This is a genomic window from Aeromonas sanarellii (assembly GCF_000820085.1).
Taxonomy (GTDB): domain Bacteria; phylum Pseudomonadota; class Gammaproteobacteria; order Enterobacterales; family Aeromonadaceae; genus Aeromonas; species Aeromonas sanarellii.
Genome location: NZ_CDBN01000020.1, coordinates 1 through 24364, shown reverse-complemented (window position 1 = coordinate 24364; position 24364 = coordinate 1). Strand labels below are relative to the sequence as shown.

The 24364-nt window shown below is 63.7% G+C and carries 19 protein-coding genes; 11 read left to right on the top strand and 8 right to left on the bottom strand.

Annotated elements, in window-relative coordinates:
• From BN1132_RS03680 to grpE, 5 genes are all read right to left on the bottom strand, one after another.
• Positions 1-535: aminoimidazole riboside kinase (locus BN1132_RS03680; protein WP_042075140.1), on the bottom strand; the 535-nt coding region annotated here is incomplete at its 3' end.
• Between the two features lie 154 nt (positions 536-689).
• Positions 690-2180 (bottom strand): carbohydrate porin, encoded by a 1491-nt coding sequence (locus BN1132_RS03675; protein ID WP_084202569.1) that lies wholly within the window; start codon positions 2178-2180, stop codon positions 690-692.
• Positions 2181-2443: 263 nt separating this feature from the next.
• Positions 2444-3580 carry a molecular chaperone DnaJ gene (dnaJ, locus tag BN1132_RS03670; protein WP_042075137.1) on the bottom strand — a complete coding sequence of 379 codons (1137 nt, stop codon included), beginning with the start codon at positions 3578-3580 and terminating at the stop codon, positions 2444-2446.
• Positions 3581-3694: 114 nt separating this feature from the next.
• Positions 3695-5623, bottom strand: a complete 1929-nt coding sequence (gene dnaK / locus BN1132_RS03665) for a molecular chaperone DnaK (protein WP_042075135.1) — start codon at positions 5621-5623, stop codon at positions 3695-3697.
• Between the two features lie 296 nt (positions 5624-5919).
• Positions 5920-6495 carry a nucleotide exchange factor GrpE gene (gene grpE, locus BN1132_RS03660; protein WP_042075133.1) on the bottom strand — a complete coding sequence of 192 codons (576 nt, stop codon included), beginning with the start codon at positions 6493-6495 and terminating at the stop codon, positions 5920-5922.
• Between the two features lie 266 nt (positions 6496-6761).
• Between grpE and nadK the strand changes: the two genes are divergently transcribed.
• From nadK to BN1132_RS03615, 9 genes are all read left to right on the top strand, one after another.
• Entirely contained in the window at positions 6762-7646 is an 885-nt protein-coding gene (nadK, locus tag BN1132_RS03655; RefSeq protein ID WP_042075132.1) for an NAD(+) kinase, read from the top strand.
• 145 nt (positions 7647-7791) lie between these two features.
• A complete protein-coding gene (gene recN / locus BN1132_RS03650; protein WP_042075131.1) occupies positions 7792-9456 on the top strand; it encodes a DNA repair protein RecN in 1665 nt (554 codons plus the stop codon).
• Positions 9457-9754: 298 nt separating this feature from the next.
• Entirely contained in the window at positions 9755-10648 is an 894-nt protein-coding gene (locus BN1132_RS03645) for a DHHA2 domain-containing protein (protein WP_042075130.1), read from the top strand.
• A 324-nt stretch (positions 10649-10972) separates the two neighbouring features.
• On the top strand, positions 10973-11413 hold the full coding sequence (locus BN1132_RS03640) for a universal stress protein (RefSeq protein ID WP_042075129.1): 441 nt from the start codon (positions 10973-10975) through the stop codon (positions 11411-11413).
• Between the two features lie 241 nt (positions 11414-11654).
• Positions 11655-12818, top strand: coding sequence for a macrolide transporter subunit MacA (macA, locus tag BN1132_RS03635; protein WP_042075128.1), 1164 nt, complete (start codon positions 11655-11657; stop codon positions 12816-12818).
• Positions 12815-14845, top strand: coding sequence for a MacB family efflux pump subunit (locus BN1132_RS03630; RefSeq protein ID WP_042075125.1), 2031 nt, complete (start codon positions 12815-12817; stop codon positions 14843-14845). Before macA ends, BN1132_RS03630 begins: the two co-directional genes overlap by 4 nt.
• Complete coding sequence (locus BN1132_RS03625; RefSeq protein ID WP_042075124.1) at positions 14842-16215, top strand: efflux transporter outer membrane subunit; 1374 nt, start codon at positions 14842-14844, stop codon at positions 16213-16215. Before BN1132_RS03630 ends, BN1132_RS03625 begins: the two co-directional genes overlap by 4 nt.
• A 134-nt stretch (positions 16216-16349) precedes the next feature.
• A complete protein-coding gene (locus tag BN1132_RS03620) occupies positions 16350-17156 on the top strand; it encodes a siderophore-interacting protein (RefSeq protein WP_042075122.1) in 807 nt (268 codons plus the stop codon).
• A gap of 253 nt (positions 17157-17409) precedes the next feature.
• On the top strand, positions 17410-18516 hold the full coding sequence (locus BN1132_RS03615) for a 3-deoxy-7-phosphoheptulonate synthase (protein ID WP_042075120.1): 1107 nt from the start codon (positions 17410-17412) through the stop codon (positions 18514-18516).
• A 490-nt stretch (positions 18517-19006) separates the two neighbouring features.
• Here BN1132_RS03615 and BN1132_RS03610 read toward each other — a convergent pair whose 3' ends face one another.
• Both BN1132_RS03610 and dsdC read right to left on the bottom strand, forming a co-directional pair.
• Positions 19007-19414 carry an H-NS family histone-like protein gene (locus tag BN1132_RS03610; protein ID WP_042075118.1) on the bottom strand — a complete coding sequence of 136 codons (408 nt, stop codon included), beginning with the start codon at positions 19412-19414 and terminating at the stop codon, positions 19007-19009.
• A gap of 368 nt (positions 19415-19782) precedes the next feature.
• Positions 19783-20727: a DNA-binding transcriptional regulator DsdC gene (gene dsdC / locus BN1132_RS03605; protein ID WP_042075117.1), complete on the bottom strand. Its 945-nt coding sequence runs from the start codon at positions 20725-20727 to the stop codon at positions 19783-19785.
• Positions 20728-20957: 230 nt separating this feature from the next.
• Here dsdC and dsdA point away from each other — a divergent pair, with 230 nt between their 5' ends.
• Both dsdA and BN1132_RS19305 read left to right on the top strand, forming a co-directional pair.
• A complete protein-coding gene (gene dsdA, locus BN1132_RS03600; protein ID WP_167335699.1) occupies positions 20958-22274 on the top strand; it encodes a D-serine ammonia-lyase in 1317 nt (438 codons plus the stop codon).
• A gap of 342 nt (positions 22275-22616) precedes the next feature.
• The gene (locus BN1132_RS19305; protein WP_081843655.1) at positions 22617-22793 is read left to right on the top strand and encodes a hypothetical protein; all 177 of its coding nucleotides are present in this window, start codon (positions 22617-22619) and stop codon (positions 22791-22793) included.
• Between the two features lie 67 nt (positions 22794-22860).
• On the opposite strand, the gene icd is transcribed toward BN1132_RS19305, so the two are convergent.
• Positions 22861-24114, bottom strand: coding sequence for an NADP-dependent isocitrate dehydrogenase (gene icd, locus BN1132_RS03595; protein WP_042075114.1), 1254 nt, complete (start codon positions 24112-24114; stop codon positions 22861-22863).
• Between the last annotated feature and the right edge of the window lie 250 nt (positions 24115-24364).

Below are 24364 nucleotides of genomic sequence, written 5' to 3'. Positions count from 1 at the left end.
GCTGCCCGTGGTGCGCGAGGGCCATGGCCTCGCGCACCACGGGCAGCATCTCGGCGGGGTTGCCCCACACCTCGGGCCTCAGATTGGGGTCGAAGCAGACCCGTCCCCCGGCCGCCTTGATGGTCGCCATGGCTTGCAGGCAGCTGCTGCGCACCGGCTCGTTGGCGAGCGCAATGGAGCAGGTCAGCAGCCACTGCCCGGCCTGGAAGACCGGCAGATCGGCGAGGCTCAGGAACTGATCGGCACTCGGGCGCACCATGAAGGTGAAGCTGCGTTCCCCCTCGTCATCCAGTTCCACCAGCACCGTGCTGGTGCGATGGGCCGGATCCAGGGTCAGGTGGCGAATGTCGACCCCTTCGCTTGCCAAGGTGTCAGCCATGAAACGGCCGAAGGGATCGGCGCCGACCCGGCCGATGAAGGCCGACTCCCCGCCGAGCCGCGCCACCCCGACCGCCACGTTGGCCGGTGCGCCCCCCGGACACTTGAGGTAGTGCTGCTCCCCTTCCGGGATCAAGTCCACCACCGCATCCCCCATTACCCACACACGATTCGTCACCTTGCTACTCCACTGCTGCACAGGATTTGCCAGAGCCGGGCCCTGATCTCTTGGTCAGCATTATCAGCTAAACCGTTTTAGCCAACCAACAGATCCCGGCACCGGCTGCCATTTTTGTGATCGGGATAACGAACTAGAACCAGGTTTCCATCTGCACGCCGAAGTTCCACTCGCCGCCGGCGGTGAAGTCGCTCTGGCCCATGGCATCGGAGCTGGCGTAGTTGTCGAGCTCGGAGGACCAGTCCATCCAGGTGGCGAACACGCGAAGCTCAGGCCGCTCGAAGAAGCCGGCAGTCTGCGCCTTGAAGGTGGGGGCGAAGGTGAGCTTGGTGAAGTCGCCGCTCACCGCCTGGCGGCCCTTGTAGCCTTTGGGATCGAGATCCATGTACTGCCAGGTCGCCTCGTAGACCAGTTCGACGTTCTGGCTCAGCACCTGGGCCAGCCGGCCATTGAGGGTCACCCAGCTGTACTCGTCCCCCTTCACGTAGCGATCCTGGCTCTGCTCCGCCAGCAGGGCCGGGGCGACACGCCAGCGGGGTGCAAGATCGGTGGCGCCAAAGAGGGCGACCCGCACCGCATCGGCGTCCGGCAGCAGCTCGCTGTCGGAACCCAGCCCCTTGAGCTCGGCCCCCAGGCCGTGGCCATAGAGCACGGCCGCCTTGGAGAAGCCGGGGTTGATGCCAAAGAAGCTGTCCGCGTGATAGGCCACCAGGGTATGGGCCCCCTTGTTCGCCGCCTCGCTGCCGACGCCGCCGTCGTTGATGCGCGCCTCGTTGTCCTTGGCGGAGAGGCCGTTCAACATCCACTGCCAGTTGCCGACGCGGTTGTTCATGGTGAGGATGTAGCTCTCGATGTCGGAGAGGCCGCTCGCGCTGATGTCACCGTAGTCGCGCCCGTAGAGGGAGAAGTTCGCCTTCCAGCTGTCGGCCAGCTGCACGTCGTAGACGCCGCCGCCGGTCCCGGCCAGGAAGACCACGTCCGAGTCGAGCCAGTGGATGTCGAAGTTGTCCCGATCGAAGCGCTTGCCCGCCCAGAGCACCGAGTGCTGGAAGGGGCCGCTGAAGTTCGCCAGATCGCCGATCTCGGCAAACACCTGGCGGGTATTGAGGCTGGAATCGCTGGCGGTCCAGTCGTTGCTGGTCTCCACCCCGTCCGCCAGCATCAGCTTGTAGCGGGCCCAGCTGCCGTCGTCGAAGGTCTGGGTCTTGAGCAGGTTGGCCTCCATGTAGGTGTCATCCTCGTTGCCAAGCCGACCCACGGCCCCGCCCACCGAGCCGGCCGGGGTGATGTAGGGGCCGCCGCGGCCACCGTTGCCATTGCCGTTGACCAGCAGGCCGGAGCGGGCATAGCCGTGGAACTCGAAGCCCTGGGCGCCGGCGGTCTGCTTGTCCACCTTCTCGCTCTGGGCCTTGGCCACGGCGGCGGTCTCGTGGGCTTCGCTCGCCTTGCTCTGGGCCTCATCGGCCCGCGCTTCCGCCGCGGTGGCGCGCGCCTCAGCCGCCTGCACCCGCGCCTCCAGCGCCGCCAGACGGGCCTCGATACCACCGTCCGCCGCCCACAACGGGCCGCTCATCCCCAATCCCAGCGCCACCGCCAGCGCCAACTTGCTCTTGAACATCGTCATCGTCCTCACCTGTCATCTGTCGCCCGGTCGGGCACTGTTGTTATCGACGGGCTGAGCATAGCTAAACCGCTTTAGCTGACTCAATACACAAGCTAAACCGTTTCAGCCAGAGTGTGAGCGGGATAGCATTTGCGCAGGAAGAACGAGCGGAAGTTGTGAGGAAGATCCCTCATCGGGATCCACTCAATAGGGCGGATCCGGACCGGATCACGGGCAAAAAGAAAGCCGGCACTGAAGGCCGGCTTGGATCACGCGGATCGCGCTTACTTGGTCAGGTCGTCGAAGAAGCGTTTCACCCCTTCGAAGAAGCCTTCGGATTTCGGCTTGTGGGTCTTGGCGGCGGCGCCGCTGAAGGAGTCGTCCAGCTGGCGCAGCAGATCTTTCTGGGTCTCGGTCAGCTTGACCGGGGTCTCGATCACCACCTTGCACATCAGATCCCCCACCTGGCCGGAGCGCACGGACTTGACGCCCTTGCCTCGCAGGCGGAACAGCTTGCCGGTCTGGGTCTCGGCGGTCACCTTGAGCTTGACCCGGCCATCCAGGGTCGGCACTTCGATCTCGCCGCCCAAGGCCGCCGTGGTGAAGCTGATGGGCACCTCGCAGTAGAGATCGTTGCCGTCACGCACGAAGATCTCGTGCTCGCGCACGTGGACCTGTACGTAGAGATCCCCGGCCGGTGCACCGGCCTCCCCCGCTTCCCCTTCGCCGGAGAGACGGATGCGATCCCCGGTGTCGACCCCGGCCGGGATCTTGACCGACAGGGTCTTGGTCTTCTGGTAGCGCCCTTCCCCATGGCACTTGCGGCACGGATCCTTGATGATCTTGCCGCGACCGTGACAGTGGGGGCAGGGCTGCTGCACCGCGAAGAAGCCCTGGCGCATCTGCACCTGGCCGGAGCCGTGGCAGGTGGGGCAGGTCTGGGCAGAGCTGCCGGTATGGGCACCGGAGCCGTTGCACACTTCGCAGTGGACCTGGGTCGGGATCTTGATCTCCTTGGAGACCCCGCGCACCGCCTCTTCCAGCGTCAGCTCCATGTTGTAGCGCAGATCGGCGCCACGGGCCGGGCCGCGACGACCGCCCCCGCGACCACCGAAGATGTCGCCAAACACGTCGCCGAAGATGTCGCCGAAATCGGCACCACCGCCAAAGCCGCCGTGGCCGCCACCCTGGCTCGGATCCACCCCGGCATGACCGTACTGGTCATAACGGGCACGCAGGTTCTCGTCGGTCAGGACCTCGTAGGCTTCCTTGACCTCTTTGAACTTCTCTTCGGCCGCGGCATCACCCTGGTTGCGATCCGGGTGATACTTCATGGCCAGACGCTTGTACGCCTTCTTGATCTCGCGCTCGTCGGCACCTTTCGACACCCCGAGCACTTCGTAGAAATCGCGCTTCGACATACTCATCCTGTTGCTATATCAGCAGTTACGCAGACGGGCGTTGGTCACCCAACGCCCGTGAATTCATAGACTCAAGCAGATGGGCGAAGCCTGCTTCGCCCATCCGGGTCGGGCTTACTTCTTGTCGTCTTTCACTTCTTCGAACTCGGCGTCGACCACGTCGTCGTCAGCCTTGGCGGAAGAAGAGGACTGACCGGCGTCAGCACCGGCGGCGCCCTGTGCCTGAGCCTGCTGCTGGGCGATCTCCATCAGCTTCTGGGACGCTTCCAGCAGCGCCTGCTGCTTGGCTTCGATGGCAGCCTTGTCGTCGCCCTTGATGGCTGCTTCCAGCTCGCTCAGCGCGGTCTCGATCTTGCTCTTGTCGTCCGCAGGCAGGGCTTCACCGGCTTCGGCGATCTGCTTGCGCACGGAGTGGACCAGACCGTCAGCCTGGTTGCGGGCCTGCACCAGCTCTTCGAACTTCTTGTCCTCGGCCGCGTTGGCTTCGGCTTCGCGCACCATGCGTTCGATCTCCTCATCGGACAGACCGGAAGAGGCCTGGATGGTGATCTTCTGCTCCTTGTTGGTCTCCTTGTCTTTGGCGGAGACGTGCAGGATGCCGTTGGCGTCGATGTCGAAGGTCACTTCGATCTGCGGCAGACCGCGCGGTGCCGGACGGATGCCTTCCAGGTTGAACTGGCCCAGGGACTTGTTGTCGCTGGCGCGCTTGCGCTCACCCTGCAGCACGTGAATGGTCACGGCAGACTGGTTGTCTTCGGCGGTGGAGAACACCTGGGACTTCTTGGTCGGGATGGTGGTGTTCTTCTCGATGAGCGCGGTCATCACGCTGCCCATGGTCTCGATCCCCAAGGAGAGCGGGGTCACGTCCAGCAGCAGTACGTCGGTCTTGTCACCAGACAGCACGGCACCCTGGATGGCGGCACCCATGGCCACGGCTTCGTCCGGGTTCACGTCCTTGCGCGGCTCCTTGCCGAAGAAGTCGGCAACGGCCTTCTGCACCATGGGCATGCGGGTCTGACCGCCTACCAGGATGACGTCGTCGATCTCGCCGACCGCCAGACCGGAGTCTTTCAGGGCGACACGGACCGGCTCCAGGGAGTTCTTGACCATGTCTTCCACCAGGGATTCCAGCTTGGCGCGGGTCACCTTGATGTTCATGTGCTTCGGACCTGTGGCATCTGCGGTGATGTACGGCAGGTTCACGTCGGTCTGCTGGGCGGAAGAGAGCTCGATCTTCGCCTTCTCGGCGGCGTCTTTCAGGCGCTGCAGGGCCAGCTGGTCCTTGCGCAGGTCGATGCCCTGCTCGCGCTTGAACTCTTCCACCAGGTAGTTGATGACGCGGTTGTCGAAGTCTTCACCACCCAGGTGGGTGTTACCGTTGGTTGCCAGCACTTCGAAGGTGGTTTCCCCTTCGACTTCGTCGATCTCGATGATGGAGATGTCGAAGGTACCGCCCCCTAAGTCATACACGGCAACCTTGCGCTCACCCTTGACCTTGTTGACGCCGTAGGCAAACGCAGCCGCAGTCGGCTCGTTGATGATGCGCTTGACGTCCAGACCGGCGATGCGACCGGCATCCTTGGTGGCCTGACGCTGGGCGTCGTTGAAGTAGGCCGGTACGGTGATGACGGCTTCGGTCACCGGCTCGCCCAGGTAGTCCTCGGCGGTCTTCTTCATCTTTTTCAGCACTTCGGCAGAGATCTGCGGCGGTGCCATCTTCTTGCCTTTCACTTCAACCCAGGCGTCACCGTTGTCGGCCTTGGCGATGGCGTACGGCATGATTTTCAGGTCACGTTGTACTTCGTCATCTTCGAAACGACGGCCGATCAGACGCTTGATGGCGAACAGCGTGTTCTTCGGGTTGGTGATGGCTTGGCGCTTGGCCGGCTGACCAACCAGGATTTCGCCGTCATCGGCATAGGCAATGATGGACGGAGTAGTACGGTCGCCTTCCGCGTTCTCGATCACGCGAGCATGGTCGCCATCCAGAATAGCGACGCAGGAGTTGGTAGTACCCAGGTCAATACCGATGATTTTACCCATTTGACGAATCTCCAAATACTTTGAATAAACTGGCGAGGGGCTCGCCTTGATACGTTAACGGCTAGGTGGGGCCTGCCACTGTGGCTTTCAAGCTCCCGGCATCAAATTTTTTGTGCCGCCGTGGCCTTGCAACCTATATGGGGTCTCAAGTCGGCGCTTCAAGTCCGGCCCTGAAAAAACCCTGCACTGCGGCCCATGGAGCCAAGAATGCCTGCCAGATGACGCCACAAATACCCGGGTGGCGCCATGGCCAACAAAAAGCCCGCCAAGCGGCGGGCTTGGTGAGAACAGGGTGATCAGTCAGCGGACTTGGATACCATCACCATGGCCGGGCGGATGACGCGGCCGTTGAGCTCGTAGCCCTTCTGCATCACGGCGATGACGGTGTTCGGCGCCACGTCGGCACTCGGCACCATGCTCATGGCCTGGTGGGCATTGGGGTCGAACGGCTGGTTGGTGGGATCCAGGGCTACCAGGCCAAACTTGGCCACGCCGCTCTGCATGGATTTCAGGGTCAGCTCCACCCCCTCGATCATGGGCTTGAGGGTGTCGTTCTCCTTGTCGGCCAGCTCGATGGCGCGCTCCAGGTTGTCCAGCACCGGCAAGAGCTCGGCAGCAAACTTCTCCAGCGCAAACTTGTGGGCTTTCTCCACGTCCTGAGCGGCACGGCGACGCAGGTTCTCCATCTCGGCGACGGCGCGAATGGCGCGCTCGCGCTCTTCCAGGGAGGCCTGCTGGGCCGCTTCCAGTTGGGCCTCCAGCTCGGCAATGCGGGCCTGCTCGGCTGTCACTTCACTGTCTACATCGGTCGGCTCGACTGGCTGGGCTTCCAATTGCTCCATCGCTTCAACCTTTTGTTCTTCGTGGCTCATGACATCTCCAATATTCAGGGGTTACTTATGAGGGGCAGCTGGCGTTCAGGCAAGCGACACTCACCAACGGACCCTTGTGCTGGCGCTATTATGGGGACGTAGTCCCGGCTTTCAAGGGGAAAAGGGCATATCGGACACAATGCCTCCCGTTCGCGGGCCAGATTGCCCCTTTTCGGGGCCGAATGCGCCAACTCGCATGGCGGCAGACAAATCCCCGGCAAAGCGCGGTATACTCCCCACCAAGACTCTCCCAGACCCGGTAACCTATGGATTCTCCGTTCAAAACCGTTGCACTCATCGGCAAACCCCACCACGAGGGGGCCAACCAGACCCTCCGCGGCCTCTATCAATATCTGACCAGCCGCGGTTTTCGCGTCCTGCTGGAGAGCCGGGTCGCCCAGACCCTGGGGTTGCTGGGTGACAACGTGATGGATCTGGTGCAGCTCGGCGAGCAGGCGGACCTCGCCATCGTGGTCGGCGGCGACGGCAACATGCTGGGGGCCGCCCGGGTGCTGTCGCGCTTCGACGTGGCGGTGATCGGGGTGAACCGGGGCAACCTCGGCTTCCTCACCGATCTCTCGCCCCAGGATTACCTGCTGCCCCTGGAGCAGGTGCTCTCCGGTCACTTCAAGAGCGAGCACCGCTTCCTGCTGGAGGCCTCTGTCTATCGCCACGGGGAGCGCAAGTCCAGCAACCTCGCGGTGAACGAGGCGGTGCTGCACCCGGGCAAGATAGCCCACATGATCGAGTTCGAGGTCTACATCGACGGCAGCTTCATGTACAGCCAGCGCTCGGACGGCATCATAGTCGCCACCCCGACCGGCTCCACCGCCTACTCCCTGTCGGCGGGTGGCGCCATCCTTACCCCCAAGCTCAACGCCATCACGCTGGTGCCCATGTTCCCGCACACCCTGAGCAGCCGCCCCATAGTGCTGGACGCGGACAGCGAGGTGCGACTGCTGGTCTCCCCCGACAACCAGGACGACGCCATGCAGGTAAGCTGTGACGGCCAGGTGACCCTGGCGGTGCATCCGGGGGACGAGATCCTCATCAGGAAAAGCAGCCACAAGCTGCACCTGGTCCATCCGCTGGATTACAGCTACTTCCACGTGCTGCGCAACAAGCTCGGCTGGGGCAGCAAGCTGTTCTGACGCCCCCCTGCGCGCCATCTCACTCATAACACGGCCCTGACGCGGGCCGTTTTGCATTCCGTCCTGCGGCGACATCTTTACTGTATGGAAAACCAGTATATACTGGATGTATACACAGTAATGTTGACCCATACAGGATGAGACCATGCTGACCCAGCTGACCGTCAACAACTTCGCCATCGTCAAGTTTCTCGAACTCGATCTGCAACCGGGCATGACCTGCATCACCGGCGAGACGGGGGCGGGCAAATCCATCGCCATCGACGCCCTGGGCCTGTGCCTGGGGGAACGGGCCGAGGCCGGCATGGTGCGTCCCGGCAGCGACAAGACCGAGGTCAGCGCCCGTTTCCTGCTGGAGGGCAACCCCGCCGCCCGCGCCTGGCTCGCCACCAACGAGCTGGAGAACGAAGGGGAGTGCATCGTGCGGCGGGTGCTCTCCGCCGAGGGGCGCTCGCGCAGCTATATCAACGGGGTACCCGTTCCCCTGGCGCAGCTCAAGAACCTGGGCCAGCTGCTGGTCAACGTCCACGGCCAGCATGCCCACCAGCTGCTGCTCAAGCCCGACTACCAGCTCGCCCTGCTGGACGGTTATGCCGGCCACCACCTGCTGCTCGACGACGTGCGCCGGCACTACCAGCAGTGGCGCCAGCTGCAGAACGAGCTCAACCGGCTCAAGGCCGAGCAGCAGCAGCGGGAGGCCCGCCGCCAGCTCATCGAATACCAGGTGCAGGAGCTGGACGAGTTCGCCCTGCAACCCGGGGAATTCGAAGAGATAGAAGAGGAGCACCAGCGGCTCGCCAACGGCACCGAGCTGATGCAGGAGTGCGGTGCCTGCCTGGATCTGCTCTATGAGAACGAGGAGACCACCATCGCCGGCCTGCTGCAGAACGCCGTGGACAGGGCCGAGACCCTGGTGGGCATGGACAGCCGGCTTGGCAACGTGCTCGGCATGTTGAACGAGGCGCTGATCGGGGTGCAGGAGAGCCACAGCGAGCTGCGCAGCTACCTCGACAACCTGGAGCTCGACCCCGAGCGCTTCAACGAGCTGGAGGCGCGCCTCTCAAAGGCCATCTCCCTCGCCCGCAAGCACCATGTCAAACCGGCCGAGCTGGCCCACCACCACCAGGATCTGGCCCTGGAGCTCACCCGTCTCAACTCGGACGAGGAGCGTCTCGAGGGGATGGAAGACGAACTGGCCGCGGCCCGTGAGGCCTTCGTGCAGGCCGCCGAGGCGCTGAGCCAGAGCCGCCAGCGCTATGCGCAGGAGCTGGGCACCAAGGTCACCGCCAGCATGCACGAGCTGGCGATGCCCGACGGCCGCTTCGCCATCGAGGTGCGCCCCGATGCCCAGAGCAGCCTGTCACCGCTCGGCATCGATCGGGTGGAATTCATGGTCACCACCAATCCGGGCCAGCCGATCCAGCCGCTCGGCAAGGTCGCCTCCGGTGGCGAGCTGTCGCGGATCAGCCTCGCCATCGTGGTCATCAGCGCCCGCAAAATTTCGACACCGACCCTGATCTTCGACGAGGTGGATGTGGGGATCAGCGGCCCGACCGCCGCCGTGGTGGGGCGCCTCTTGCGCCAGCTCGGCGAGTCCACCCAGGTCATGGTGGTCACCCATCTGCCCCAGGTGGCGGGCAAGGGCCACCAGCACATGGTGGTGAGCAAGCACACCGACGGCAAGACCACGGAAACCCAGATGCAGGCGCTCACCCCAGACGCCCGTCTCAACGAGCTGGCCCGCCTGCTGGGGGGGGATCAGATCACCGACAACACCCTGGCCAACGCCCGCGAGCTGCTCGCAAGCTGACGTCAGGACGGGAGGGGCGACCTCCCGTCCATGTCGGCCCTTGTTGGCTGGCCCGGCCTTCGCCACCATTGCCGCTCAGGGCGGTAAGCCCCGCTCCCCCATCCCCGCCTTGTTCAGCCTTCCCTGTTTTTACCTTTGTCATTGGCTATTGCTAGGCCCCAGGGCGGTCGAACCACTGGCTCGATCCGTGGTCAAACCCGCACTGCCCGCTTCATTCCGGCGCAGGACGGCATCATACTGCCAAATCAAGGCAGCCACCCACTGCCAGTCCCTCTCACCCCACTTCAGGAATCAATCCATGCTCCACGTCTTTGGTCACCAGAATCCCGACAGCGACAGCATCTGTACCGCCCTGGTCGCCGCCGACTGGCTTAATCGTCAGGGCCGGGCGGCCCAGGCCTTCGCCCTCGGTGAGCCCATTGCCGAAACCCGCTTCATCCTGGAGACCGCCGGGGTGGAGGCGCCCCCCGTGCTGCAAGGCAGCGTGGCCGGCAAGCCGGTCTTCCTGGTGGATTTCAGCGAGCTGGAGCAGGGGCCGGAAGGATTGGCCGACGCCGATGTGCAGGGGCTTATCGATCACCACCGTCTCGGCACCCTGATCACCCGGGGCCCCCTCGATGCCTGGATAAGAGCAGTCGGCTGCAGCGCCACCGTGCTACTGGACCTGATGGGCCATGACGCGCTCTCCCGCGCCCAGGCCAGGCTGCTGCTGGGGGCCATAGTGAGCGACACCTTCAACTTCACCTCCCCCACCACCACGTCCCAGGACAGGGCGGCGGTCGAGCGACTGCTGCCCATCGCCGATCTGGCGCTGGCCCCCTTCGCCCAGACCCTGCTGGAACGCCGCACCCAACTCGGTGACGCCCCGATGAGCGAGCTGCTCGTCGCCGATGAGAAGCGCTACCAGATCGCGGGGCACACCCTGATGGTGAGCCAGATCTGCGTGATGGATCCGGCCCAGTTGCAGGCCCGGATGGCGGAGCTGTACCAGGCCATGCACACCAGGCTGGAACAGGACTCTCTGGATGCCTATGTCCTGATGCTGACGGATCTGGCCAGGGGGGACAGCCTGCTCCATTGTGCCAGCAAGGGCATATTGCCCACCGACCCCGTCCCGCTGGCGGGCGCCCTCAGCCGCAAGAAGGAGGGACTCCCCTGGCTGGAGCAGCATCTTACGAACCCGTCCCTCTGACCTCCATCACAGGGTCCCCATCCGGCCTACCATAGTGGCAGCATAACGAGCCATTCCTGCAGAAGGAGACCCGTGACCATGCTGCCTTTCTCCCCTTTCCCCATGAAATTCTTCCATCTCAACACCGATCTGCGGCACACCTTCATATTCCATTCAACTGCACCTGTTATGATGATGTAAACAGAGCCGAGGCTGCGGGCATGGCGTCAGAGTGCGACGCGAGGCGTGCGGGTCGGCCACTGTGATGTGACACCCGCGGGCATGCCCCGGGACGGGACAAGCTCCCTGACCGGGTGCCCCGCGCCATGCCGAGGAGAACTGCTTATGAGCTCGACCAATATTGTGCTGTTGCTGGAAGGCAAGGATTACGAGCAGGAGACGCTGGCCAAGGCGAGCCGTCTGGCACAGGGATTGGGAAGCAACCTGACGCTGTTGCACCTGACCCACAGCAGCAAGGTGCGCCGCAAGAGTCTGTCACTGTCCGAGGAGGAGCGCAGCGTCCAGGGCACCCTGGATGCCAAGGCGATCATCAGCGAGCTCATCACCCTGCCGTCTCACCCCGTGGATTACCAGTGTCTGGTGGTCGACGACGTGGTGCCGGATCTCAAGCGCTGGCTGGCCGCTCATCCGACCGATCTGCTGCTGGTCGGCAGCCGGCATCACTGGATGGAGGGCTCACTGGCCCGACTGCTCATCTACAAGCTGCCCGTGGATATCCAGATCTGTCACGAACCCCACGCCGAGTTGCTTCAGGCCGTCGGCTGATGCCCAAGGACCCGCTCGGCGAGCGGGTCTCTTTCCCCTGTACAGGCCCGGGCCGCGCACCCTCTCCCGATACCGCCAAACGGGCGCCAGTAAACTCCCAACCAATCAAAATCCTCACCCGCCTCCCCCTCCATCACGGCGGTGACGGCACGATTTCTTACACATCACTCGCTTTTTTTTGAGTGCCATTTGCTGCACGATATGGCCCTTGCGCGCCTTCTCCCCCTTTTTCAGGTGATACATGAAGAGTCTCCCCACCCCGGGCAAGTTCGCCCTGCTCGCCCTCCTGCTGCTTGCCCTGATCGCCTGGCTGGCCTGGCCCGGCAAGGCCCCGGAGCCCGTGCTGACCGCCACCGTCACTCGCCAGGACGTGGAGCAGACGGTGCTCGCCAGCGGCGTCCTGCAGGCCATCGAGCAGGTGGACGTGGGGGCCCAGGTCTCGGGTCAGGTCACCTATCTCGCGGTGGAGGCGGGGCAACAGGTCAAGCAGGGGGAGCTGCTGGCCGAGATCGATCCCCTGATCGCCCAGAACAACCTCAAGACCGCCGAGGCGGAGCTGGTCAGCCGCCGCGCCCAGCTCAAGATCAAGCAGGCGCAGCTCAAGCAGAACGAGCTCGCCTGGCGCCGTCAGCAGCAGATGTTCCGGCAGGAGGCGAGCTCCCGGGCAGATCTGGAAAGCGCCGAGGCCCAGCTCGCCGTCACCCGGGCCGAGCTGCAGAGCGCCCAGGCAGACATCGACAACGCCCTCATCAAGGTGGAGCGGGCCAAGACGGAGCTCGGCTATAACCGCATTCAGGCCCCCATGGATGGCACCGTCGTCTCCATCGTCACTCGCCAGGGGCAGACCCTAGCCGCCAGCCAGACGGTGCCGACCCTGCTCAAGCTCGCCAACCTGGATACCATGACGGTCAAGGCCCAGATCTCGGAGGCGGACGTCACCCGGGTCAAGGCGGGCATGCCGGTCTATTTCACCCTGATCGGGGATCCGGATACCCGCTACCACGGCACCCTGCGCACGGTCGAGCTGGCCCCCACCAACATCAACGAGCAGACGGCCAGCGCCACGACCACCAGCAATGCCGCCATCTACTACTACGCCCTGTTCGACGTGCCCAACCCCGGCCACCAGCTGAGGGTCGCCATGACGACCCAGGTCACCATAGTGCTCGGCGAGCGCAAACAGGTGCTGACCATTCCCCAGACCGCCCTCGGCAAGAAGCTAGGTGACAACGAATTCGAGGTGACCCTGCTCAGGGAGGGGGATCAGAGAGAGACCCGCCGCATCCAGACCGGCATGAAGGACGACATCAAGATAGAGGTGGTGAGCGGTCTGACCGAGCAGGAGAAGGTCATCCTGGATCAGGGCAAGCCAGTCCAGCACGACGAAGAGGAGATGGCGCCGTGAGCGAGCCCCTGATCCGGCTCAAGGGCATAGAGCGCCGCTACCAGAGTGGGGAGCACGAGGTGACCGTGCTGCACCCGCTGGATCTGGCCATCGATGCGGGGGAGATGGTGGCCATCGTCGGCGCCTCCGGCTCCGGCAAGTCCACCCTGATGAACCTGCTGGGTTGCCTCGATCGCCCGAGCGGCGGCCAGTATCTGTTTCGCGGCCAGGACACCGCCACCCTGGATGCCCTGGCCCTGGCGCAGCTGCGCTGCCACCACTTCGGCTTTATCTTCCAGCGCTATCACCTGCTGCCGCACCTGGATGCGGCCGCCAACGTGGAGATCCCCGCCATCTATGCGGGCACCGCCCGCGCCGAGCGCCGGATCCGGGCCCGCACCCTGCTCACCCGCCTGGGGCTGCAGGATCGCAGCCACCACAGACCCGGCCAACTCTCCGGCGGCCAGCAGCAGCGCGTCAGCATCGCCCGCGCCCTGGCCAACGGCGGCGAGGTGATCCTGGCGGACGAACCCACCGGTGCCCTCGACAGCCAGAGCGGCAAGGAGGTGATGACCATCCTCAAGGAGCTGCACGCCCGGGGGCACACCATCATACTGGTGACCCACGACATGGCGGTGGCAAGCCATGCGGACCGCATCATCACCCTGCGCGACGGCCGGGTGGTGGAAGAGAGCGGCCAGCGGGCAGCCGGCGAAAGTTCACCCCGGCAGAGCCAGTCCGAGGCGCCGGCGCGTCCCCATGAGGGACCAGGTGACGGCGGCAAACAGGCCGTCTCCCCCACCCGGCCCGATGCGCAGGGCGCCAAGTCGACCGCCCTCGCCGCGAGCCAGGGCTGGGATCGCTACCGGGAGGCGGGGCGCATGGCCCTGCACGCCATGCTGGCCCACCGCATGCGCACCTTCCTCACCATGCTCGGTATCATCATCGGCATCGCCGCCGTGGTCAGCGTGGTGGCGCTGGGTCAGGGGGCGCGCGCCAAGGTGATCGACGACATCAACGCCATGGGCACCAATACCATCGACATCTTCCCCGGCAAGGACTGGGGGGACGAGAAAGCCGCCAGCATCCAGACCCTGAACGAGCGGGATCTCGACGCCCTGCTCGGCCAGCCCTACCTGGAAGGGGCCAGCCCCCAGATTGCGACCTCGGGCCAGCTGCGCTATCGCAACAAGACCAGCAGCGGCAGCGTGATCGGGGTCGGCAACGACTTCTTCCGGGTCAAGGGGATGACGCTCACCCAGGGGCGCCTGCTCGACGAGCGGGACATCCGCAGCCGGACGGCGGTGGCCGTGGTGGATGGCAAGACCATAGAGAGCCTGCTCGGCAAGGTGGACCCGGTCGGTCAGGTGGTGCTGGTCGGCACCCTGCCGGTGCGCATCGTCGGCGTGGTGGCCCAGGAGACCGGCTTTGGCCCCAGCAGCCAGTCAGTCAACGTCTGGCTGCCTTACAGCGCCGTGATGAGCCGCCTCCTCTCCCAGAACCACTTCAGCCAGATCACCATCCGGGTCAAGGACGGGGTCCAGCCCGCGCTGGCCGAGCAGGCCGCCGTGGCACTCTTGACCCAGCGCCACGGCGTGAAGGATTTCTTCACCTTCAGCAGCGACAGCATCGTCAAGTCGGTGGAGAAGACCACCGCCACCCTGACGCTGCTGGTCTCCGCCATCGCGGTCATCTCCCTCATCGTCGGCGGCGTCGGGGTGATGAACATCATGCTGGTCTCGGTGGTGGAGCGCACCCGGGAGATAGGGATCCGCATCGCGGTCGGCGCCCGCCAGTCCGACATACTGCAACAGTTTCTGATCGAGGCGGTCATGGTCAGCCTGCTGGGAGGCCTGCTCGGCATCGGCCTGGCCCTACTCATCGGCGTCCTCTTCTCACTGCTCGTGGAGAGCTTCCAGATGCACTTCTCCCTCTTCTCCATCCTGATGGCCTTCGGCTGCTCCTCCCTCATCGGGATCCTGTTTGGTTACCTGCCCGCCCGCAATGCGGCCAGGCTAGATCCGGTGGAGGCATTGGCGAGGGAATGATGATGCACAACCTATCAAGGCTCGGGCTGAGCCTGATGCTCACCGCCAGCCTCGGCGCCTGCAGCCAGCAGAACCCCTATCACAGACCCGCTCTCGACGTGGCGCCGGCGTGGCAGCAGGAGGCCCGGGATCTCGGCGGCCAGCAGGCCGGCCCCTGGTGGCAGGGATTTCAGGATCCCGCCCTCGATCGCCTGGTCGAGGCGGTGCTCGCCGCCAACCCGGACATGCGGGTGGCAGGGCTCAAGCTCAAGAACGCCCTGCTCGGCGCCGATCTGGCTGACACCAACCTCACCCCCGCGGTCAGCGCCAACCTCGGGGCCAGCGGCACCAAGAACATGAAGGATGGCGGCGCCAGCAGCAACCTGGGCCCCTCCCTCAACCTGAGCTACGAGGTGGATCTCTGGGGCAGACTGGCCGCGGCAAGGGATCAGGCGCAGTGGGAGGCAGAGGCCAGCGAGCAGGATCTGGCCGCCACCCGCTTGCTGCTCATCGGCAGGACCCTGGAGCAGTACTGGCAGCTGGCCTACCTCGGCTCGGCCATCGCCCTGGGCACCCAGCAACTGGCCAACCTGGAGCGCATTGAGCGCCTGACCAGGGCCAAGTACGAGGCCGGGGCCGTCACCCGACTCGACCTGGTACAGGCCAGCCAGCAGAAGGCGGGCAAGCAGGCGGAACTCGCCACCCTGAGCCTGCAGCGGGCACAGGCCGGCAATGCCCTGCGCCTGCTGCTGGGCCGCAGCAGCGGCCCGCTGGCTGATGCTCCCGACGCCCTGGTCATGGGTCCCATTCCTACCCTGGCGGCCGGCATTCCGGCCGATGTGCTGGCACGGCGCCCGGACGTGCGGGCCGCCGAGCTCAGGCTACGCAAGACCCTCGCGAGGGGGGACGAGATCCGCACCGGCTTCTACCCCACCCTGAGCCTCACCGGCGGCGCCAGCACCACCTCGGACACCCTGACCCAGGTGCTGCAAAACCCGGTAGGGACCCTGGGCGCGACCCTGGCGCTCCCCTTCCTCGAGTACAACAAGACCCGGCTCTCCATCGCCAGCGCCGACATCGATTACCAGATTGTCGAGACCGAGTTTCGCAAGCAGCTCTACACCGCCCTGCTGGAGGTGGAAGATGGCCTGGCCGCCCGCCAGCAAGGGGAGCAGCGGCTGCGTTATCTGGAACAACAGCGGGCCTATGCCAAAGAGGCCGAGCGGCTGGCGGGCGCCCGTTTTCTCGCTGGCGCCACCGGAGTGCAACCCTGGCTGGATGAGCAGAATCGCCTGTGGGATGCCGAGCTCGCCCTGCTTGCCCAGCAGCAGACCCAGCTCAACAACATGGCCGGCATCTACCGGGCGCTGGGGGGAAGCGATCGAACCTGACCCGTGCAGGAAGAGTGGCACCGCGGTTGGTATCCGGCTGAGGTCGACCGCGGCTACTCCTCTGCCCACAAAGCAATTGATAATAATTTTCATTTAATGAAAAATGGGCGCCATTATCAGCCAGGAGTATGCCCATGTCTCAACCCGCCCCGGTCAATCGCCCCCGACTGCTCACCGTCAAGCATGTTCAGGATGTGAGCCCGCACCTGCGCCGAGTCTGCCTGACCGGCCCCGAGCTTGTGGACTACCCCTTCAGCTGTGGCGGCGCCCATATCAAGATCATGCTGCCCCGACCCGGCCAGAGCGAGATAGTGCTGCCCACCCCCACCGACAAGGGGCCCCGCTGGGAAGACCCGAACCAGAAACCCGTGATCCGCACCTTCACCATACGCGCGTTTCGTCGGGAGGCGCTGGAGCTCGACATCGACTTCGCCCTGCACGGCGAGGCCGGCCCCGCCAGCCGCTTCGCCCTGCACGCCAAACCGGGGGACAGGCTCGCCATTTCGGGCCCAGGCGGTCCCGACCCCATGCTGCAGACGGCCGAGCACTATTACATGGCGGGGGATCTCACCGCCCTGCCCGCCATCAGCGCCATGGTGGAGGTGATGCCGGCCCATGCCCGCGGTCATATCGCCCTGCTGGTCCCCCACCAGGACGATGTGCAGGATCTGTCGCTGCCAGCCGGCGTCGACCTGCGCTGGTTCGTGGGCAACCCGGAGCAGGCCGCGACCCTGGTGGCGCATTTCACCGCCCAGCCCATGGTCGCCGAGGGGAGCTATTTCTGGTTTGGCGGGGAAGAGAGCCTGGTCGTGCCGCTGCGGCGCCACGTCAGGCGAACCCTGGATGTGGATCGCCAGCGGGTCTATGCAGTCCCCTACTGGCGCAGCGGCAAGGATGAAGATGCCTATCACCAGGACAGGCACGCCGTGATGGACAGCTGATCTTCCTTGTTTATCTTGTGACTGGCAGGCTTCCTCCCTCGGGGAGGAGGCCGGTTTTTGCTGCGGTTCCCCCGCCATAGTCCCACTCCCCCCATCTTCGCCTGGCCGTTTCATTGCGCTTGCATTTGAGACAAACACCAAGATAATGACAATCATTCTCAACAACTGCGGTGAGCCGTGAACCTGTCTGCCCCAAACGGGATGGCGCATACCGGGTTCCCCATCGCACTCATGCACAGCAAGGTAATTCCAGATGGCAGTTTTGAATTCGGTCATGCGCGCCTTCGCGGTAGAGGCGCTCCCCACCCCTGCCGAGCTGCTGGCACAGCACCCCTGCCCGACCGACATGGCCAGGCATATCGACAGCCAGCGCCACCAGGTGCGCCGGATCCTGTCTGGGGAAGACGATCGCCTGCTGGTGGTGATTGGCCCCTGTTCCATCCATGATCCCGTCGCGGCCCTCGACTATGCCGGGCGGCTGGCACGGCTCGCCAGCGCCTATGAAGACAGGCTGCTGATAGTGATGCGCGCCTATTTCGAGAAGCCGCGCACCACGGTGGGCTGGAAGGGGCTGGTGTTCGATCCCCACCTGGACGGCAGCAACGACATCAATCGGGGACTGCACCTGGCCCGCCAGGTTCTGCTCGACATCAATGGGCTGGGGCTCGCCACCGCCACCGAGTTCCTCGATACCACCAGCTTTCTCTATCTGGCCGATCTCGTCAGCTGGGGCGCCATAGGGGCGCGCACCACCGAGTCTCAGGTACACAGGCAACTGGCCTCCGCACTGCCCTGCCCCGTGGGGTTCAAGAACGGCACGGATGGCAATATCCGGGTCGCCATCGATGCCATCCAGGCCAGCACCGCCTCCCATCTCTTCACCGCCCCCGGCAGCCTGGGCGGCATGGTGGTGATCAAGAGCGAGGGCAACCCGGATTGCCACATCATCCTGCGCGGCGGCATCCTGCCCAACTATCACCAGAGCGACGTGATGGACGCCGCCGAGCGCCTGGCACGCCAGGGGCTCAACCATCGTCTGATGGTGGATTGCAGCCACGGCAACAGCCAGAAACAGCACAGGAACCAGCTCAGGGTCGCCGCAGAGCTCTGCCGTCAACTGAGCGAGGGGAGCGACGCCGTCGCCGCCGTCATGGTGGAGAGTTTTCTGCAGGGAGGCAGCCAGAAACCGGCCCCGCTGAGCGAGCTGCAATACGGACTGTCGGTCACAGATGCCTGCCTCTGCTGGGAAGAGAGCGAGACCCTGCTCGCCATGCTGGCCGAGGCGGTGCAGGCCCGCCGCCGTGTCGCCAAACGCAAGGCAGTCCCCCTTCATCATAAAGACAGCCAGGCCGTTACCTAGGTCATCTCTTATTTATTCGCCTTGGCACAGCCGCTCCCAACCTATGTCCTTCATACAAAAAATGAGGGACATATATTCCGAAGATGGGGTGTCAAATAGGACATAAATGGCGAAAGAAAATAATAGCGGGGTAATATCAAGCCCTTCCCATACTCAGCATGATCAAATGGGATCTGGCGATCAGAGAGGTTCGGGATCCCTCCCGCTATTTCACCCCAGCGTCTATTTCACCCCACCCTGGCCTTCCCTAATTCTCCGGACGATGGGCTGCGACAGAATTTGGGCTGTATGAGTCCTGAATGCATGGTGCCGGCGATCGCGGATCTGCGGCAGGTGGTGGATGATTCTGCTTTATTGACCCATGATAGTCATGGCTATTCCAGACGAGCCTGTGCAATTACCGGTGCTTTCCAAGTACAAGAGATAGGCAGGCTCCCGAAAATAATAATGCCGCCCAAGGGGCGGCATTATTGATATCCGGATACGGCGATCAGATCAGGAAGTCGTTCAAATCCTTGCCCAGCGCAACTTGCTCGGCGATGGCCTTGGGCATACGGCCCTGACCAGTCCAGGTCTTCTCCTGACCATCTTCCTGATACTTGTATTTGGCGGGACGGGGAGCACGTTTACCCTTGGTCGCACCAGCGGCTGCCGGGGCTGCCACACTGTTGATCAGCTCGCGCGGATCGATACCGGCCTGTTGCAGCATCTCGGTAAACTCGTTCAGCTTGCGCTGACGCTCTTCCTGCTCGGCACGCTCCTGTTCGACGGATTCGGCACGCTCGTTATATACCAGATCGAACTTTTCTTTCGCTTCTTGCAGTTGCTCAAACGGCAGTTCACGGATGGCAGCACGCAAGCTGCGAATGTTCAGCAGAACCTTCAGAAACTCGTTCATTACTTCCTCACAGAATTATTTTTGTATGTCACAGGGATTACACATTTTGAGAATAGCATGGCCTTGCTATAACAACATAATGTTTTTATGGCATCAGGATGATGGTTGATACCCTATGGACATTATTCACTGCGGTTAATTCCACATTGCGCTTATTGGAAAACGCCACCGACTTTATTTCTTTCCCGTTGGGTTAATCCTGCCCTCTTCTGCCATCGGATAAACCGGAAGGTTGACCGCCCCGGCATTGAATCGCGGGGTGGCTCAATTCGATGGCCAGGGCAACCGGTCACGGCACAAATATTGTGCTCATGACCGTGATCCCCAATGGAAAAGGCCATGGCGCCATATTGGCAAAGGACTGTACCTCAGCATGCGGCTTCTGCCTGTGCCTTGATCCAGGTGATGAAGGCCTGGATCTTGGGGCACTGGCGGTGAGGGAGGGTCGCGAGGTAGTAGCACTGTTCGCAGCGCACCGCCATGGCAGGAAAAGGCATCACCAGCTCCCCTCTCGCCAGCCCCTGGCTCACCAACTGCTTGCGCCCCATGGCCACCCCGGCGTGGTGGGTGGCGGCGAGGATGGCAAGGTCGGCCCGATCAAACCCCATGTGCGACTGGCAGGCCTCCAGAGCCAGCCCCCAGTGCTGTGTCCAGGTGCGCCACTCGTCACTGTCCGTGTCATGACCCCAGGCCTGCCTGTCGTGCAGCAGGCGACAGTGCTGCAGCTTGTCCGGGCTCTCCAGCAGCCCGTGCTCCTCGGCATAGTCCGGGCTGCACACCGGCACCATGTACTCATCCATCAGGGGGTGGATGGCGAGCCGCTCCGGCATCCTGGCGTCGAAGTTCAGGGTCAGATCGATGCCATACCCCTGCAGGTTGATGTTCTCGTTGCCCGTCAGCAGGTTGAGCTCGATCAGAGGATGCTGGCGGGAAAAGTCGGCGAGCCTCGGCACCAGCCAGCACTGGGCGATGGAGGGGCGCGAGTGGATCGTCAGGGAGCCCGACAACGCCTGATCCCGGATCTCCAGCACCTCCTGATTGATGAACTCCAGCGACGACTTTAGCGCCCAGAAGACGCGCTGCCCGCTCGCCGTCAGCACCACCTTGCGATGAAAGCGCTGGAACAGCGGGAAGCCGAGCTCCTCTTCCAGGGTGCCAATCCTGTGGCTGACCGCACTCGGGCTCAGGGAGAGCTCCTCCGCCGCCAGCGCAAAGGAGCCGTGCCGCGCCGCTGCCTCGAAGGTATGGAGCCTGGCGAGTTGATAACCGCTCAGCAGCTTTCGCCTCACCGCATAGTGTTCATCGCTTCCCATGGTCGCCCCTCCTCTCTTTTGATCCGCCCGATGATACCAGATGACAGGAGGTTGCATTCACCAGACAAACCCAAAACCTTACCTTCACGATGGGAGCGAGGAATTTTTCCGCCTTGCATCAATCCAGCTCATCCAAGCCCCGCTTTTTATCATTTGTCAGCCCGCCCCGCGTACCGTTCAATGGGGCATCCCCTCACCACTCCCTCGAGGTTCCCGTGACACACACCGACATGGCCGGGCTCATCGCCCGCTTTCCCCTGCTCGAGAGGCTGATGGCCCTCGATCCCCTGACCTGGTTCAATCCGGGGGCCACCACTCTGGCGGAAGGCCTGCCCCATGTGGGCCTCACCCGGCAGGATGTGGCGGAGGCGGCTGCCCGTCTCACCCGCTTCGCCCCCTATCTGTGTGAGGCCTTCCCGGAGACCCGCACCAGCAAGGGCATCATCGAGTCCGAGATCGCCGCCATCCCGGCGATGCAGGCGACCCTGAACCAGCGTTACGGGGTCGAGCTGACCGGTCGGCTGCTGCTAAAGAAAGACAGCCACCTGCCCATCTCCGGATCCATCAAGGCGCGCGGCGGCATCCACGAGGTGCTGGCTCATGCCGAGCGGCTGGCCATGGCGGCCGGGTTGCTGCGCGAAGAGGATGACTATCGCACGCTGCTTCGCGATGAGTTGCGCCGCTTCTTCAGCCAATACCGCATCGCGGTGGGATCCACCGGCAACCTGGGGCTCTCCATCGGCATCATGGGCGCCCGCCTCGGCTTTCAGGTCAGCGTCCACATGTCCGCCGATGCGCGGGCGTGGAAGAAGCGCAAGCTGCGCGAGCACGGCGTCACCGTGGTGGAGTACGCCGAGGATTACGGCGTGGCGGTGGCCCAGGGGCGCAGGGAGGCCCAAGGCGATCCCCACTGCTTCTTCATCGACGACGAGAACTCCCGCACCCTGTTCCTCGGCTACGCGGTGGCCGGCGAGCGGGTAAAGGCGCAGTTCGACCAGATGGGCATCAGGGTGGACGCCGAGCACCCGCTGTTCGTCTACCTGCCCTGTGGCGTGGGCGGCGGCCCGGGCGGGGTGGCCTTTGGCTTGAAACTCGCGTTCGGAGACCACGTCCACTGCTTCTTCGCCGAGCCCACCCACTCCCCCTGCATGTTGCTCGGGGTATACACCGGGCTGCACGATGAAATAGCGGTGCAGGATCTGGGGATCGACAACCTCACCGCCGCCGACGGTCTCGCGGTGGGGCGTGCCTCCGGTTTCGTCGGTCGCGCCATGGAGCGGCTGCTCGATGGCTTCTACACCCTGAGCGATCAGGAGATGTACGACCTCCTGGGGCTGCTGGCCCGGGACGAGCAGATCCGGCTCGAACCCTCCGCCCTGGCTGGCATGGCGGGTCCCTGGCGGGTGGCTGCCGATCCGGCGTGGCAGGCCGAACGAGGGCTGGATGTCGCCGACATGGCCCGGGCCACTCACCTGGTGTGGGCCACCGGCGGCGGCATGGTGCCCGCCGAGGAGATGGAAAAGTACCTGGCCAGCGCCCGCCTCTGATCTTTTTTTTCACCCACAAGACCCGCCGACCCGGCGGGTTTTTCTCTTGTCGTATCAGCGAGATGGCGCGCATACCACAGCCCCGCCCACAGAGACGGCCAGACTGCTGGATGCCTTAATTTGCCTTCAACGTCCCCAGAGTGGTTAATTTGTGATACGATGGAGGCCGTTTTTTGACATCTGCGCCCTGTTAGCCCCTCGAACCGACAAGATCACGACCGGATCGGGCAAGAGCGGCAAACCGCCGTGCGGAACCACAAGTGACCCGGTTGAGCCAGTTGTGGCAGGCTATCCACGCCAGCAAGAACTCATTCGGGCCACCCAAGATAAGGAGATCGGGCTATGAAACAATACCAAAGCTGGCTGGGACAATATCTGATGAGCCGTCGCGACGGGGATCACGCCATGGCATCCGAACTGGCCAGCTCCATCTGCGAATTCTGGCAGGCAGAGGGGAATGAGGCCGAGCTCAGCAAATGGCAGCAGATCTACGAGCAGCACGTGGAGAAGACCACCTGACCGCCCTGCTGCTCCCATAAAAAAACCGGCGCCTCATGGCGCCGGTTTTGCATTTCAACAACCCGGATCACATCTGGTCGATCATGTCCTGGGCGAACTGGGAGCAGGAGCGCAGGGTAGCGCCTTCCATCAGACGCTCGAAGTCATAGGTGACGGTCTTGTTGGCGATGGCCGCTTCCATCCCCTTGACGATGAGGTCGGCTGCCTCGGTCCAGCCCAGGTGGCGCAGCATCATCTCGGCGGAGAGGATGAGGGAGCCCGGGTTGACCTTGTCCTGACCGGCGTACTTCGGCGCGGTGCCGTGGGTGGCTTCGAACAGGGCCACGCCGTCGCCGATGTTGGCGCCCGGTGCGATGCCGATACCACCAACCTGAGCCGCCAGGGCGTCGGAGATGTAGTCGCCGTTGAGGTTCATACAGGCGATGACGTCATACTCGGCCGGACGCAGCAGGATCTGTTGCAGGAAGGCATCGGCGATGACGTCCTTGACGACGATGGTCTTGCCGGTCTTCGGGTTCTTGAAGGAGCACCAGGGGCCGCCGTCGATGAGCTGGGCATCGTACTCTTTCTGGGCCAGGGCATAGCCCCAATCCTTGAAGGCACCTTCGGTGAACTTCATGATGTTGCCCTTGTGCACCAGGGTCACGGAGTCGCGATCGTTGTCGATGGCATACTCGATGGCGGCACGGACCAGACGCTCGGTACCGGCCTTGGACATGGGCTTGATGCCGATGCCGCAGGACTCGGGGAAGCGGATCTTCTTCACGCCCATCTCGTTTTGCAGGAAGGCGATCACCTTCTTGGCTTCGTCGCTGTCCGCCTTCCACTCGATGCCGGCGTAGATGTCTTCGGCGTTCTCGCGGAAGATCACCATGTCGGTCAGCTCAGGGTGCTTGACCGGGCTCGGGGTGCCTTCGTAGTAGCGGACCGGGCGCAGGCAGACGTAGAGATCCAGCTCCTGGCGCAGGGCCACGTTGAGGGAGCGAATACCGCCGCCGACCGGGGTGGTCAGCGGGCCCTTGATGGCCACGCAGTATTCACGAATGAAATCCAGGGTTTCGGCCGGCAGCCAGGCACCTTCGCCATAGACATGAGTCGATTTCTCGCCGGTATAGATCTCCATCCAGGCGATCTTGCGCTCGCCCTTGTAGGCTTTCTCGACCGCGGCGTTCACCACATTCAACATGGCCGGGGTCACGTCCACACCGATACCATCCCCTTCGATAAACGGAATGATGGGATTGTGGGGAACCTGCAGCTTGCCGTTGGCATCGACTGTGATTTTCTGGCCCTGGGTCGGGATAACTACTTTGCTTTCCATCGGCATCTCCTAACTTCCGTTTGTTATCAATCTGATCGTTGCGCGCGGCCATCTTAAGCCCATCCATTTGCATAATCAAATGGCGGGCGTGCATGTCCGACCATAGTCGGAGACTGGATCACAGTGCGCCCCCGTGGCGGGGAATCGCCTCATCGCCATCCTCTCCTGGCGCGGGTGCAGGCCCCCACCCGCCAGGGCTCTTTTCCTCTTAATGATGCCTCCCCCTGCCCGCGCCAGGAGAGGATGGCGA